Here is a 13,761-nt window from a genome sequence, read left to right on the forward strand (position 1 = left end):
GCTAGGCGGACGGGGGCGCCTCCTCCATTGCTTTTCCGCCCCGCCGCGCGGGCACCCGACCGGCCGCCCGCACCCGACCGGCCGCCCGCACCCGGCCGAGCAGATCGGCCGGATCCAGCTCGGCCGCCGCCCGTCGGGTGACCAGCGACAGATAGGCACCCACCAGCAGCTCGGTCAGGTCGTCGACCACCGGCGTCGGCGGCCGCGGGTCCCGACCGGTGGCCCCCAGGACCACCCCCACCCACCCCTTGGGCCCGACGTACGGCGGGCGGAAGTAGTGCTCGGGGTCGGCCTGCAGGTACTCCTGCTGGACCGGTGGCTCGGCCTTCACCCAGATCTCGACGCGGCCGCTGCCGTGGTGGTCGTCCATCACCCAGCAGAAGATGCGGTCACGGTGGACGAAGGCCGGTGCGCCGTGCGACAGCTTCTCCGCCGTGCCGGGCAGGGCCAGGCACATGCTCCGGACATCGACGGCCATCGCGGGCCCTCCGATCAGGCGGGGACGATGCGCCCGATGCGCGTCGCGCTGTCCCAGGTGTAGACCTCGCGGCCGGCGAGGAACACCCGTTCCGCACGCTGCATCGCGTCGAGCGGGTCGCCCGACCAGATCGTCAGGTCCGCGCGCTTGCCGACGGTCAGCGAGCCGACCTCGTCCTGCACCCCCATGGCCCGGGCCGGATGCAGGGTGATCGACCGCAGGGCGGTGACCGGATCGAGCCCCTCCTTGACGGCCAGGATCACCTGGTGCACCAGGAACTGGATGGGCACCACGGGGTGGTCGGTGATGATCGAGATCTCGACGCCGGCCGCGGCCAGCAGGCCCGGGTTGGCCAGCGAGCGGTTGCGGAGCTCCACCTTCGAGCGGGACGTCATCAGCGGGCCGATGAGCACCGGGATGTTCCGTTCCACCAACAGATCGGCCAGCAGGTGGGCCTCGGTGCCGTGGTCGATGATCAGCCGGTAGCCGAACTCGTCGGCCACCCGGATGGCGGTGGCGATGTCGTCGGCGCGGTGGGAGTGCTGGCGCCACGGGATCTCCCGCTTGAGCACCGACCCCAGCGCCTCCATCTTCAGGTCGCGGGGCACGACGGTCTGCGGGCCGGCCTCGGTGCGCTTGTCCAGGTAGTTCTGGGCGTCGACGAACGCCCCGCGCAGCACCGCGGCGGTGCCCAGCCGGGTGGCCGGTCGCTGCTTCTTGTCGCCGTACACCCGCTTGGGGTTCTCGCCGAGCGCCGCCTTCAGCCCGGACGGGGAGCGCAGCACCATCTCGTCGACGACGCGGCCGTGCACCGAGATGGCGACGGTCAGCCCGCCGATGACGTTGCCCGATCCGGGGTTCACGTTGACCGTGGTGATGCCGGCGGAGAGGGCGTCCCCGAAGCCGAGGTCGGTCGGGTTGATCGCGTCCAGGGCCCGGACGTCGGCGGTGTTCGGATCGGTGAGCTCGTTGGTGTCGTTGCCCGCCCAGCCCTCACCCTCCTCGTGGGTGCCGAGATGGGTGTGCGCGTCGATGAATCCCGGCAGGATCCACTTCCCCGCGGCGTCGATCACCCGGGCCTCCACGGGCGGATCGCCCGCGTCGACGGCGGTGATGCGTCCGTCGGTGACCAGGACGGTGCCGTCGAAGGGGTCGCCGTCGATCGGGATCACGTGTGCGCCGGCGAAGGCGAGCAGTTCAGCCATGGGGTCACTGTGCCACCGGTGCCGGAGCGGGCCGGCCCCGCGTGCGCGTCGGTTAGCGTCGATCAGGTGTTCGTCCTCCTTCCCCCGTCCGAGACCAAGGCCGTCGGTGGTCGGGCGGGCATGCCGACCATCGTCGGTTTCCCCGCGCTCGACCCCGCCCGCCGTCTCCTGCTCGATGCTCTCGCCACGCTCTCCGCCGACCTGCCCGCGGCCCGATCCGCGCTCGGGGTGACCGCGGCCAAGGACGCGGAGATCACCGCGAACGCCGCGCTGGCCACCGCGCCGACCCTGCCCGCCCTGCACCGGTACACCGGGGTGCTCTACGACGCCCTGGACATCACCTCGTTGGGCAAGGCGTCCTGGCAACGCGCCCAGGACCGCATCCTCATCGGCTCGGCGCTCTTCGGCCTGGTGCGCGCGGCCGACCGCATCCCGGCCTACCGGTTGTCCGCCGGTTCCCACCTGCCGGGTCTGCCCCGGCTGGCCGCGTTCTGGCGCCCGCAGCTGGCGCCCGTCCTGGCCGGGTTGTCCGAGCCGGTGCTCGACCTGCGGTCGGGTGCCTACGCCGCGTTCGCCCCGGTGCCCGGGGCGATCACCGTGCGGGTGCCCACCGAGAACGCCGCGGGTGCCCGGTCGGTGGTCAGTCACTTCAGCAAGGCGACCAAGGGCCTGCTGGCCCGGGCCCTGGTCGACTCCCGCGCCGGGATCGCCGACACCGCCGGGGTCGTCCGGGTGGCCAGGCGGGCCGGGCTGCGGGTCGAGAAGACGGGCCCACTGACCCTCGACGTCATCACCTGACCCGGCGGCGGCGACCGGGGCGGCGGCGGGACGGGCTCCCCGCCCCGCCGTGGGACGATGGGGTGTCCCTGTCCCTCCGCCGGAAAAGACCTCGTGACTTCGTCGAACCCCGCAGCGCGTGCCCACCGCACGTTCACCCCGCCGGAGCTGATCCGGAACTTCTGCATCATCGCGCACATCGACCACGGCAAATCGACGCTGGCCGACCGCATGCTGCAGCTCACCGGGGTGGTCGACGGCCGGGCCATGCGGGCGCAGTACCTGGACCGGATGGACATCGAGCGCGAGCGCGGCATCACCATCAAGTCGCAGAACGTCCGGCTTCCGTGGGCCGTCACCCAGCCCGACGGGTCGGTGAAGGAGCACGTGCTGCACCTGATCGACACCCCCGGGCACGTCGACTTCACCTACGAGGTCTCCCGCTCGCTGGCCGCCTGCGAGGGCGCCGTGCTGCTGGTGGACGCCGCGCAGGGCATCGAAGCCCAGACGCTGGCCAACCTGTACCTGGCGCTGGAGAACAATCTCACCGTCATCCCGGTGCTGAACAAGATCGACCTGCCCTCGGCCCAGCCCGAGCGGTACGCCGAGGAGATCGCGCACATCATCGGCGGCAACCCCGAGGACGTGCTGCGGGTGTCGGGCAAGACCGGCGCCGGGGTCAAGGAGCTGCTGGACAAGGTGGTCGCCGAGATCCCCGCCCCCGTCGGCGATCCCGACGGTCCCGCCCGGGCGATGATCTTCGACTCGGTGTACGACATCTACCGCGGCGTCATCACCTACATCCGCGTCATCGACGGGAAGATCACCCCCCGCGAGCGGATCCAGATGATGTCCACCCGGGCGACCCACGAGCTGCTCGAGGTGGGCGTCATCTCCCCGGACCCGGTCCCCACCGTCGGGCTGGGTGTCGGCGAGGTCGGCTACCTGATCACCGGGGTGAAGGACGTCCGCCAGTCCAAGGTCGGCGACACCGTCACCTCCGCGCTGCGCGGGGCGACGGAGTCCCTGGGCGGGTACCGGGACCCCCGGCCTATGGTCTACTCCGGCCTGTTCCCGCTGGACGGCTCGGACTACCCGCTGCTCCGCGACGCGCTGGACAAGCTCCGCCTCAACGACGCCGCGCTGACCTACGAGCCGGAGTCGTCCACCGCGCTGGGCTTCGGGTACCGCTGCGGCTACCTGGGCCTGCTGCACCTGGAGATCACACGGGACCGCCTCGAGAGAGAGTTCGGGCTCGACCTGATCTCCACCGCGCCGACCGTCGTCTACACGGTGACCATGGAGGACCGCTCGGTCCACAGCGTCACCAACCCGTCGGACTGGCCGGAGGGCAAGATCTCCGACGTCCACGAGCCGGTCGTCAAGTGCACGATCATCACCCCGACCGACTACATCGGGCCGGTGATGGAGCTCTGCCAGTCCCGCCGCGGCGTGATGGGCGGCATGGACTACCTCAGCGAGACCCGCGTCGAGCTGCGCTACACGATGCCGCTGGCCGAGATCATCTTCGACTTCTTCGACTCGCTGAAGTCCCGCACCCGCGGGTACGCCTCGCTGGATTACGACGAGTCCGGGACGCAGGCCTCCGACCTGGTCAAGGTCGACATCCTGCTGCAGGGCGAGCCGGTGGACGCGTTCTCGGCGATCGTGCACCGCGACTTCGCCTACTCCTACGGCCTGTCGATGACGGCCAAGCTGCGCGAGCTCATCCCGCGCCAGCAGTTCGAGGTGCCCATCCAGGCCGCGGTCGGTTCCCGGGTCATCGCCCGGGAGACCATCCGCGCCATGCGCAAGGACGTGCTCGCCAAGTGCTACGGCGGTGACATCACCCGCAAGCGCAAGCTGCTGGAGAAGCAGAAGGAGGGCAAGAAGAGGATGAAGATGGTCGGCCGCGTCGAGGTCCCCCAGGAGGCGTTCATCGCCGCGCTGTCCACCGACGCCGCCCCGGCGGGCAAGGCCAAGTAGGTCCGACACCGGCCCGTGCGCCCGGTCGGCTCACCGGGGTCGATCACGTCCACGGATACGATCACGGGGTCCCGTGAAGGCCCCGACGTGCACCGCGTGCACCCCGGTGTCCGACCGGGACGACGTGCCGACGGGTCCCCGCAGGCGCAACCGCATGTCCGGTCGTGGTCGACCCGCGGGCGACCGTGGGCGCCGGTGACCGGTCTGGACGAGGGGCGGGCACCGCGATGGATCTGCACACCGTGTCGGCCTACCGCACGGCGGTGGCCCCGGACGATCTGGTGCTGGCCCCCGGCGAGCGCTTCCTCGGCGGCGGGACGTGGCTGTTCTCCGAGCCGCAGGACGACATCACCGGCCTGGTCGACCTGTCCGGGATGGACTGGCCGGCCTGGGAGATCACTCCCGACGGCGGGCTGCGGGTGGGCGCCACCTGCACGATCGCCGAACTGGCCCGCATCCCGGCCCGGCCGGAGTGGCGGGCCCACCCGCTGTTCGCCCAGTGCACGCAGGCGCTGCTCGCGTCGTTCAAGGTCTGGAACTCCGCCACCGTGGGTGGCAACATCTGCCGGTCCTACGCCGCGGCGGCCATCGTCTCCCTCTGCGCCGCCCTCGACGGGGTGGCCGAGATCTGGGCGGTCGACGCGACCCGGCGGTTCGTGCCCGTCGCCGACATCCCCACCGGCAACGGCACCAACGCCCTGGCCGTCGGTGACCTGTTGCGGGCCGTGGAGCTCCCGGCCGCAGCCCTGGCCGCGCGCACCGGGTTCCGGAAGATCGCGCTCAACTCGATCGGCCGGTCCGGCGCCGTGCTCACCGGCCGCGTCGACCCCGGGGGCGCGGCCGTCTTCGGTATCACCGCGGCCACGTCCCGCCCGACGGTGCTGCGGTACCCGGCCCTGCCGACGGCCGGTGAGCTGAGGACCGACGCGGCCGCCGTCACCACCTACTACACCGACCCCCTGGGCGTCGCGGACTGGCGCCGCCAGGTCAGCACCGTGCTGCTCGAGGAGATCCGTCAGGAGCTGGCCGCATGAGCATCACGGTGAACGGCACGGAGGTCGCCGGCGAGCCCCGTCCGGGGCAGTGCCTGCGCACGTACCTGCGCGAGCACGGCAGCTTCGACGTCAAGAAGGGCTGCGATTCCGGGGACTGCGGCGCCTGCACCGTGCTGGTGGACGGCACGCCGGTGCATTCCTGCCTGACCCCCGCCCAGCGGATGACCGGCCGGTCGGTGACCACGGTGGCCGGGCTCGGCACCCCCGACGATCTGCACCCGATGCAGCAGGCGTTCGTGGACAACTTCGGCTTCCAGTGCGGTTTCTGCACGGCCGGCATGGTCGTCACCGCCTCCACCCTGACGGCCGACCAGCTCCCCGAACTGCCCCGGTTGATGAAGGGAAACCTGTGCCGGTGCACGGGGTACCGCTCCATCCGGCAGTCCATCGCCGCCGGGCTGACCGAGCCGGGGCGCCCCGGCTGCGCCGCCCCGGGGACGGGGACCGCCATCGGTTGCTCCGCCCACCCGCCGGCCGCGGAGCGGGTGGTCACCGGGACCGAGCCGTACACCCTCGACGTGGCCGTCCCCGGGCTGCTCCACCTCGCCGTGCTGGGCTCGCCGCACGCCCACGCCCGCATCCTGTCCATCGACACCACCGCGGCCCTGGCCCTGGACGGGGTCGAGGCCGTCCTGACCCACCAGGACGTGCCGGCCGGTCGGTTCTCCACCGCCCGGCACGAGAACCGGCTCGACGACCCGGACGACACCCGGGTGCTCGACGACGTCGTGCGTTTCGTCGGCCAGCGGGTCGCCGCTGTCGTCGCCGCCGACCGCGGGATCGCCGAGGCGGCGTGCCGGGCCATCGTCGTCGAGTACGAGATCCTGCCCGCCGTCCTGGATCCCGAGGCGGCGCGGGCGCCGGGTGCCCCGCTGGTGCATCCCGATCGGACCCCGGAGGACCGGGTCGCCGACGCGGGCCGGAACGTCGTCGCCGCCGTCCACGACGGCATCGGCGGTGACGTGACGCAGGCGCTCGACCGCGCCGAGGTGGTCGTCGACGGCACCTGGCAGACCCACCGGGTCAGCCACGCGCAGCTGGAGACGCACGCCAGCCTCGGCTGGCGGGACGGGGACGGCCGGCTGGTGCTGCGGACCAGTTCCCAGGTCCCGTTCCTGGTGCGCGACGAGCTGTGTCACCTGTTCGACCTGCCGCGGGAGCGCATCCGAGTCTTCACCAAGCGGGTGGGCGGCGGGTTCGGCGGCAAGCAGGAGATCCTCACCGAGGACCTCGTCGCGCTGGCGGTCCTGCGGACCGGGCGCCCGGTGGCCTACGAGATGACCCGCGACGAGGAGTTCGTCCGGGCCACCGTGCGGCACCCGTTCCGGGTGCAGGTCTCGCTGGGGGCGACCCGGGAGGGCGAGCTCACCGCCATGAAGGTGACGGTGCTCAGCGACACCGGCGCCTACGGCAACCACGCCATCGGCGTGCTGTTCCACAGCTGTGCCGAGTCGATCAGCCTGTACCGCTGCCCCGTCAAGCGGCTGGACGCCGAGGCGGTCTACACCAACACGGTGCCGTCGGGAGCGTTCCGCGGGTACGGCCTCGGGCAGGTCATCCTCGGCGTCGAGTCGGCCATGGACGAGCTGGCCCACACCCTGGGCATCGACCCGTTCGAGCTGCGCCGGCGCAACGTGGTGCGCGAGGGCGAGCCGCTGCTCGTCGCCCATCCCGAGCCCGAGCCGGACCTGGTCTGGGGGAGCTACGGCCTGGACCAGTGCTTGGACCTCGCCCAGGACGCGCTGCGGCGGGGCAACGGGGTGAACCCACCTGTCGGCGACCACTGGCGCACGGGCGAGGGGATGGCCGTGGCGATGATCGCCACCATGGCCCCGCGCGGGCACATCGCCAAGGTCACCGTGACGCTGCGACCGGACGGCCGCTACGTCCTGGGCGTGGGGACCAGCGAGTTCGGCAACGGCACCACCACCGTGCACACCCAGATCGTGGCCACGGTGCTGAACACGGCGATGGAGCGCATCTCGCTCACCAACTCCGACACCGACGGCGCCGAGTACGACACCGGGGCGTTCGCCTCGGCCGGGACGACCGTCGCGGGAAAGGCCCTGCACGCCGCCGCGCTGGCGCTGCGCGAGATCCTGCTGAGTGCGGCGGCGGCGATCACCGGCGTCGATCCGGGGGAGTGCGTCGTCGGTCCGGACGGGGTGCGGGCGGCCGGCCGCACCCTCACCTTCGCCGAGCTCATCGCGGCCGCCCCGGCCGAGAACCGTTCCGGCGCAGATCTGGTCGCCTCGGGCAGCGAGTTCGGCGACGTCCGGTCGCTGGCGTTCAACGTGCAGGCGTTCCGGGTCGCGGTGGACGTGCGGACCGGTGAGGTGCGGATCCTGCAGTCGGTGCAGTCCGCCGACGCGGGCACGGTGATGAACCCCGAGCAGTGCCGCGGTCAGGTCGAGGGCGGGGTGGCCCAGGCCATCGGCTCGTCGCTGTACGAGGAGGTGCGACTGGCCGACGACGGCTCGGTGGTCAACCCCGCGTTCCGCGTCTACCTGGTCCCCTCCATGGCCGACATCCCCGACACCGAGGTGTACTTCGCCCGCACCGCCGACGATCTCGGCCCGTTCGGGGCCAAGTCGATGAGCGAGAGCCCGTACAACCCGGTCGCGCCCGCGCTGGGCAACGCGATCCGCGCCGCCGTCGGGGTGCGTCTGTACGAGACGCCGTTCAGCCGGGACCGGGTGTGGCGGGCGATCGACCGGGGCGGGCAGCCCACCGACACCCCGGACGAGGGGGCCACCGAACTACCGTCATCGGTCCCGGAGACGGCCGGTTACCGGTGGCCGGCCTGACCGTCCGTCGGGCCGGTCGGGCGTCCGGTGCGCTCTACCCTGGAGCGATGACCACCGCCACCCCCACCCCGACCGCCCCGGACGGGCGCTGACGTGGGCGGCGTGCTCGACGCGATCGAGTCGTGGGTGGCCGGGCGGGGCTACTGGATCCAGGTCGTGGTGCTGCTCGCCGTGCTGCTGCCGCTGTGCTTCTGGCTGGCCGGCGTCATCGACCGGCTGGTCGAGAGGGTGCTCGGTCACGGTGACCCGGTGCGCACCCCGGCCGGCGGGGCCGCTGACGGGGGACGGTCGTGAAGCTCGGACCACTGCCCGCACTCACCCGGCGGTGGATGAGCATCGCCCTGCTCGTCATGGTCGCGGTGGCCGTCGTGGTGGCCGCCCTCCGCTGATCCGCACCCGCCCCGGCGTGGTCTCCAGGACGGTCGGGGAGCCCGCACACTGGTCGGGTGCCCTCCACCCTCCCCGACGGTGATCCCGTCCCGGTCGACGGCGCGCTCCCGGACCAGGCCCACGTCGGGATGGCCGCGCGCAGTCTGTCCTTCTACGTCCACGTGCCGTTCTGCGCGACCCGCTGCGGCTACTGCGACTTCAACACCTACACGGCGGGCGAACTGGGCAGCCAGGCCTCCCCGCAGTCGTGGCTGGACGGCGCGCTGGCCGAGATCGACCTGGCGGCAAGGGTTCTGCGGTCCCGGGGGGACACCCGGCCGGTCGGTACGGTCTTCGTCGGCGGGGGCACTCCGTCGCTGGTGGGTGCGGGGCCGCTGACCGCCCTGCTGCGTCGCATCGACGACCGGTTCGGCCTGACCCCGGACGCCGAGGTGAGCACGGAGGCCAATCCGGAGTCCACCGACCCGGCGCTGCTCGACGCCCTCCGCGCGGCGGGTTACACCCGGCTCTCCCTGGGCATGCAGTCCTCCTCACCCCGCGTCCTGCAGATCCTGGACCGCCGGCACACCGCGGGCCGGCCGGAGGCGGTCGTGGCCCAGGCCCGCGCCGCCGGGTTCGACCACGTCAATCTCGACCTCATCTACGGCACCCCCGGGGAGACCGACCGGGAGTTCGCCGACTCCCTCGCCGCCGCCGTCGGCGCCGGGGTGGACCACGTCTCGGCCTACTCGCTCATCGTGGAGCCGGGCACCCGGATGCACCGGCAGGTGCGCACCGGCGCGCTCCCCATGCCGGACGAGGACATCCTGGCCGACCGTTACCTGATGGCCGAGGCGGCGCTCACCGCGGCCGGGATGAGCTGGTACGAGGTGTCCAACTGGGCCACCGACGACGCGGCCCGGTGCCGGCACAACCTGGCCTACTGGACGGGCGGTGACTGGTGGGGGATCGGGCCCGGCGCCCACTCCCACGTCGGCGGGGTGCGCTGGTGGAACGTCAAGCACCCGGCGGCCTACGCGGCGGCCCTGGCCGCCGGCCGTTCACCGGGCGCCGCCCGGGAAGTCCTCTCCCCGGAGTCGCGCGAGCTGGAACGCGTCCTGCTGGAGCTGCGGCTGGCCGACGGTCTGGCCCTGGACGCGCTCTCGCCCGTCGGCCGGGACCGTGCGGCGCAGGACGCGACGGACGGCCTGCTCGATCCGGCGGCCCTGTCGGCCGGACGGGCGGTGCTGACCCTGCGGGGCCGGCTGCTGGCCGACGGGATCGCCCTGGCCCTGACGGACTGAGCCCGACGCGGTCAGCGTGCCGGCGGGGTCCATCCGGAGACGTCGTCGAGGTCCAGGATCCGCACGTGCATGGCGGTGCGCTGGCGCAGTGCGGCCCGCAGGGCCCGGTGCAGTCCGTCCTCCAGGAAAACCTCGCCGTGCCACAGCACGGCGTGCGGGAACAGGTCCCCGTAGAAGGTGGAGTTCTCGTCCAGCAGGGTGTCCAGGCGCAGCTCGCGCTTGGTGGTGACCAGCTCGCTGATCCGGATCTGCCGCGGGGGGATGCGCGCCCAGTCCCGCATCGACAGGTCGTGATCGGGGTAGGGCCGGCCGTCGCGCACGTCCTTGAAGATCACTGCCGACCCGCCTCCGCCCCTGTCGCACCACCGGTCGGAGCCGGTGTTCTGCGGCCAGGGTAAACGTCCCGGACGGCGGCCGGGCGGGACACCGCGCAGGTCACGGCGCCCGGCGTCACCGGCGGGCCGTTCCGGCGGGCGCAGGCGGCCCGGCGACTACACTTGGCAGAGCGACAGGTCGAGTGCCAGCCGGCGTCCGGCGGCCGCGGTCCGGCCGGAACACCCGGCCAGGGACCACCGGCCGGCACGGGCCGGGACGGCAGCGGGACGGAGGTGGTGGGGATGTCGGCGGACGATCGTCGGTTCGAGGTCCTGCGGGCCATCGTCTCGGACTACGTGGCCACCCGGGAACCCGTCGGTTCCAAGTCCCTGGTCGACCGTCACCAGCTGGGCGTCTCCCCGGCCACCATCCGCAACGACATGGCCGTCCTGGAGGACGAGGGGTACATCGCCCAGCCGCACACCTCCGCCGGCCGCGTCCCGACCGACAAGGGCTACCGGCTCTTCGTCGATCGGCTCTCGCAGGTCAAGCCCATGTCGGTGGGGGAGCGTCGCGCCATCCACTCCTTCCTCTCCGAGGCGGTCGACCTGGACGACGTGCTCCGTCGTGCGGTTCGCTCGCTCGCCCAGCTGACCCGGCAGGTCGCGGTCGTGCAGTACCCGACGCTGAGCCGTTCCTCGGTGCGGCACGTCGAGGTCGTCGCCCTGGACCCGCGCCGGCTGCTGCTGGTGGTGATCACCGACACCGGTCGGGTCGAACAGCGGCTGGTGGACGTCGGCGAGGTCGCCGACGGCGGTGACCGGCCCGCCACCGTCGACCACGACACCGTGCTGACCCTCCGCGCGCTGCTGGCCACCCACGTCACCGGCCGCCGGCTGGCCGACGCCGCCGACGGTCTCGCCGATCTGCCCGCCCAGGTCGAACCGGCCCTGCGTCCGGTGGTCCGGGTCGTGGTGTCCGCCCTGCTCGGCGCGCTGGTCGACAACCCGGAGGAGCGGCTCGTGCTCTCCGGCACCTCGCACGTCACCGGCGCCTGGGCCGATCAGCCCGGCATGCTCCAGGGGGTCCTGGAGGCCATGGACGAGCAGGTCACCCTGCTCAAGCTGCTCACCGTCGTGCAGGCCCCGGACGCCGTGCACGTCTCCATCGGGCAGGAGAACCGGGACGACAACCTGGCCCGATCGGCGCTGGTCTCCGCGGGGTACGGGAGCGGCAGCACCGTGATGGGTGGCGTGGCCGTCGTCGGCCCCACCCGGATGGACTACCCCGGGACGATGGCCGCGGTCCGCGCCGTCGCCCGGTACATCGGGGAGATCGTGTCCGGCCGCTAGGCGGGCCGCCCCGGACAGCCAGACGAGCCAGACACCGCCCCGGCCTCCCGGGACGCGGACGAGCAGGTGCGGGTGCGATACCCGCAGGAAGTGATGGGTGCAGAGCGTGGCACGGGACTACTACGGTGCGCTGGGCGTCGCCAAGGGCGCGTCGGCCGACGAGATCAAGCGGGCCTACCGCAAGCTGGCACGGGAGCTGCATCCCGACGTCAACCCCGACGCCGCCGCGCAGCAGCGTTTCAAGGACGTCACCGCGGCGTACGAGGTGCTGTCCGATCCGGCCAAGCGACAGGTCGTCGACCTCGGCGGCGACCCGCTCTCCGGGAGCGGCGGCGGCAACGGCGGCGGGGGCGGTGACCCGTTCGGTGGCATGGGCCTCGGCGACATCATGGACGCCTTCTTCGGCGGCGGGCAGGGCGGCGGCCGCGGTCGGGGCCCGCGCTCACGGACCCGTCAGGGCGATGACGCGCTCATCCCGGTCGAGCTGACGCTCGAGGAGTGCGCGGCCGGCGTGGCCAAGGACATCACCGTGGACACCGCCACCCTGTGCGGGGTGTGCCACGGCTCCGGGTGCGCCGAGGGCACCCGCCCGGTCACCTGTGACACCTGCCAGGGCAGCGGCGAGATCCAGCAGGTCCAGCGGTCGCTGCTCGGCCAGGTCGTCACCTCCCGGCCCTGTCCGGTCTGCCGCGGGTTCGGCGAGGTCATCCCCGAACCCTGTCGGCAGTGCAGCGGCGAGGGCCGGGTGCGCGCGCGGCGGGTCGTCCGGGCCAACATCCCGGCCGGGGTCGGCAACGGCATCCGGGTCCGGCTCGCCGGCCAGGGCGAGGTCGGCCCCGGCGGCGGTGCCCCCGGCGATCTGTACGTCGAGGTCGAGGAGCTCTCGCACGACCGGTTCACCCGGGAGGGCGTCGATCTGCACTGCACCGTGCACGTGCCGATGACGGCAGCGGCGCTGGGGACCACCATGTCGCTCAGCACCCTGCAGTCGCAGGAGGAGCTGGTCATCGCGCCCGGAACCCAGTCCGGCACGGTGCAGACGCTGCGCGGCCAGGGCATGCCCCGGTTGCGCGGGTCCGGGGTGGGCAACCTGCACGTGCACGTCGACGTGGTCACCCCGACGCGGGTCGACGGCCGGCAGGCCGAACTGCTCCGGGAACTGGCCGCCCTGCGCGGCGAGGAGCAGGCCGAGCTGGCCGCACGCGGGCACGGCGGGTTCTTCTCCCGCCTGCGCGACTCCTTCGCCGGTCGGTGAGCGGGGAACCCACCTTCCTGGTGGACACCCTGCCCCGGCCCGGTGCCGCCGGGGCCGTCCTGCTGGACGGTCCCGAGGGACGGCACGCGGCCACCGTGCAGCGGCTGCGCGTGGGCGAGGCGCTCGTGCTGACCGACGGTGCCGGCGCCTGGACCCTGGGCACCGTCGAGGAGGTCCGGCGGGACGCGCTGCTGGTACGGCCCGGGGAGATCCGACAGGACCCGCCGCCGCCGCTGCGGATCGTCGTGGTGCAGGCCCTGCCCAAGGGCGAGCGCGGCGAGCTGGCCGTCGACCTGGCCACCGAGGCCGGCGCCGACGGCATCGTCCCGTGGGCCGCGGCGCGCAGCGTCGCCCGGTGGGACCGCGACAAGGCGACCCGGGGTGTGGAGAAGTGGCGGGCCACGGCCCGGTCCGCGGCCAAGCAGGCCCGTCGCCGGTACGTACCGCCCGTGGACCCGTTGGCCGGGACCGCGCAGGTGGTGGAACGGATCTCGGCGGCCACCCTGGCGCTGGTGCTGCACGAGTCGGCCACCGAGCCGCTGACCGGGCTGGACCTGCCGGCCGCCGGCGAGCTGCTGCTGGTCGTGGGCCCCGAGGGCGGGGTCAGCCCCGAGGAGCTGACCGCGTTCACCGGTGCCGGCGCCCGCGCGGTCCGCCTCGGGCCGGAGGTGCTCCGCAGCTCCACCGCGGCCGCGGTCGCCCTGGGCGCGCTGGCCGTGCTGACCGGCCGCTGGGGCTGACCTCCTCCCGGCGACGGCACGGTGGGTGGCACGGTGACGGGTCCGGGACCCGGGGCCCGGTTTGGTCCCCACCCCGGGCGTCGTCAGGATGGTGCGGTGATCGCCGCTCCCGTCCCCG

12 protein-coding genes are annotated in these 13,761 nt (G+C 73.2%); 9 read left to right on the forward strand and 3 right to left on the reverse strand.

The annotated features are described in order from the left end of the window. Window position 1 precedes the first annotated feature (1 nt). Together J2S58_RS18550 and J2S58_RS18555 are read right to left on the reverse strand one after the other, a co-directional pair. Entirely contained in the window at window positions 2-478 is a 477-nt protein-coding gene (locus tag J2S58_RS18550) for an MmcQ/YjbR family DNA-binding protein (RefSeq protein ID WP_205257220.1), read from the reverse strand. A 14-nt stretch (window positions 479-492) separates the two neighbouring features. After that, window positions 493-1,683, reverse strand: coding sequence for an amidohydrolase (locus tag J2S58_RS18555; RefSeq protein WP_205257221.1), 1,191 nt, complete (start codon window positions 1,681-1,683; stop codon window positions 493-495). Between the two features lie 66 nt (window positions 1,684-1,749). Here J2S58_RS18555 and J2S58_RS18560 point away from each other — a divergent pair, with 66 nt between their 5' ends. The 6 genes from J2S58_RS18560 to hemW all read left to right on the forward strand — a co-directional run bounded on the left by J2S58_RS18560 (window position 1,750) and on the right by hemW (window position 9,981). Beyond that, a complete protein-coding gene (locus J2S58_RS18560) occupies window positions 1,750-2,481 on the forward strand; it encodes a YaaA family protein (RefSeq protein ID WP_205257222.1) in 732 nt (243 codons plus the stop codon). Between the two features lie 57 nt (window positions 2,482-2,538). After that, window positions 2,539-4,446, forward strand: coding sequence for a translation elongation factor 4 (gene lepA / locus J2S58_RS18565; protein WP_205257223.1), 1,908 nt, complete (start codon window positions 2,539-2,541; stop codon window positions 4,444-4,446). 227 nt (window positions 4,447-4,673) lie between these two features. Then, window positions 4,674-5,480 (forward strand): FAD binding domain-containing protein, encoded by an 807-nt coding sequence (locus J2S58_RS18570; RefSeq protein ID WP_205257224.1) that lies wholly within the window; start codon window positions 4,674-4,676, stop codon window positions 5,478-5,480. Next, complete coding sequence (locus J2S58_RS18575; RefSeq protein WP_205257225.1) at window positions 5,477-8,308, forward strand: molybdopterin-dependent oxidoreductase; 2,832 nt, start codon at window positions 5,477-5,479, stop codon at window positions 8,306-8,308. The genes J2S58_RS18570 and J2S58_RS18575 overlap by 4 nt, the downstream gene beginning before the upstream one ends. Window positions 8,309-8,410: 102 nt before the next feature. Next, window positions 8,411-8,602: a hypothetical protein gene (locus tag J2S58_RS18580; RefSeq protein WP_205257226.1), complete on the forward strand. Its 192-nt coding sequence runs from the start codon at window positions 8,411-8,413 to the stop codon at window positions 8,600-8,602. Between the two features lie 152 nt (window positions 8,603-8,754). Then, window positions 8,755-9,981, forward strand: a complete 1,227-nt coding sequence (gene hemW / locus J2S58_RS18585; RefSeq protein ID WP_205257227.1) for a radical SAM family heme chaperone HemW — start codon at window positions 8,755-8,757, stop codon at window positions 9,979-9,981. A gap of 11 nt (window positions 9,982-9,992) precedes the next feature. On the opposite strand, the gene J2S58_RS18590 is transcribed toward hemW, so the two are convergent. After that, window positions 9,993-10,316 (reverse strand): type II toxin-antitoxin system VapB family antitoxin, encoded by a 324-nt coding sequence (locus J2S58_RS18590; protein ID WP_205257228.1) that lies wholly within the window; start codon window positions 10,314-10,316, stop codon window positions 9,993-9,995. Window positions 10,317-10,598: 282 nt separating this feature from the next. Between J2S58_RS18590 and hrcA the strand changes: the two genes are divergently transcribed. The 3 genes from hrcA (at window position 10,599) to J2S58_RS18605 (ending at window position 13,643) form a co-directional block, all read left to right on the forward strand. Further along, a complete protein-coding gene (gene hrcA, locus J2S58_RS18595; RefSeq protein WP_205257229.1) occupies window positions 10,599-11,648 on the forward strand; it encodes a heat-inducible transcriptional repressor HrcA in 1,050 nt (349 codons plus the stop codon). Window positions 11,649-11,754: 106 nt separating this feature from the next. Continuing rightward, a complete protein-coding gene (gene dnaJ, locus J2S58_RS18600; RefSeq protein WP_205257356.1) occupies window positions 11,755-12,903 on the forward strand; it encodes a molecular chaperone DnaJ in 1,149 nt (382 codons plus the stop codon). Further along, window positions 12,900-13,643, forward strand: coding sequence for a 16S rRNA (uracil(1498)-N(3))-methyltransferase (locus tag J2S58_RS18605; protein ID WP_306829249.1), 744 nt, complete (start codon window positions 12,900-12,902; stop codon window positions 13,641-13,643). Before dnaJ ends, J2S58_RS18605 begins: the two co-directional genes overlap by 4 nt. Window positions 13,644-13,761 lie beyond the last annotated feature (118 nt).

The sequence above is a fragment of the Nakamurella flavida genome, from assembly GCF_030811475.1.
Classification (GTDB): domain Bacteria; phylum Actinomycetota; class Actinomycetes; order Mycobacteriales; family Nakamurellaceae; genus Nakamurella; species Nakamurella flavida.